Source organism: Plebeiibacterium marinum (assembly GCF_026013615.1).
Classification (GTDB): Bacteria; Bacteroidota; Bacteroidia; order Bacteroidales; family Marinilabiliaceae; genus Saccharicrinis; species Saccharicrinis marinus_A.
Genome location: NZ_JAPDPI010000172.1, coordinates 1 through 332, shown reverse-complemented (window position 1 = coordinate 332; position 332 = coordinate 1). Strand labels below are relative to the sequence as shown.

Genomic DNA, 332 nt, shown 5'->3' with positions numbered 1-332 from the left:
ATCAAAGAGCTGCACCTGATTAAGCACATTTATCAGGACTTGTCTTTTATACATCGCAAAAATGATGCTTCAAAAAGTTTAAAGGCAGTGGCCTTAGTGCCAGTTAGTGTTACTGCTTATATTGACTTAACGCAGATGATAATAAAACATAAGAATGACAGTATCATAAAAATTATTTTGCCATACCCTGAAATGAGTGAGCCTAACTATTTAATAGAGAAGATGGAAGTGAAAAAAGTAAAGGGCTTTCAGATTCATATTGGTAAAGATTTACATGCCGAGGTGTTGAGTTATTTAACGGAAATTGTGACGAGGCGAAAAAAGGCCATTGT

1 protein-coding gene is annotated in these 332 nt (G+C 34.9%); it reads left to right on the top strand.

All coding sequences use genetic code 11. The features are described from left to right. A partial coding sequence (locus tag OM074_RS21740; RefSeq protein WP_301202735.1) for a DUF4230 domain-containing protein occupies positions 1-332 on the top strand: 332 nt, incomplete at both ends.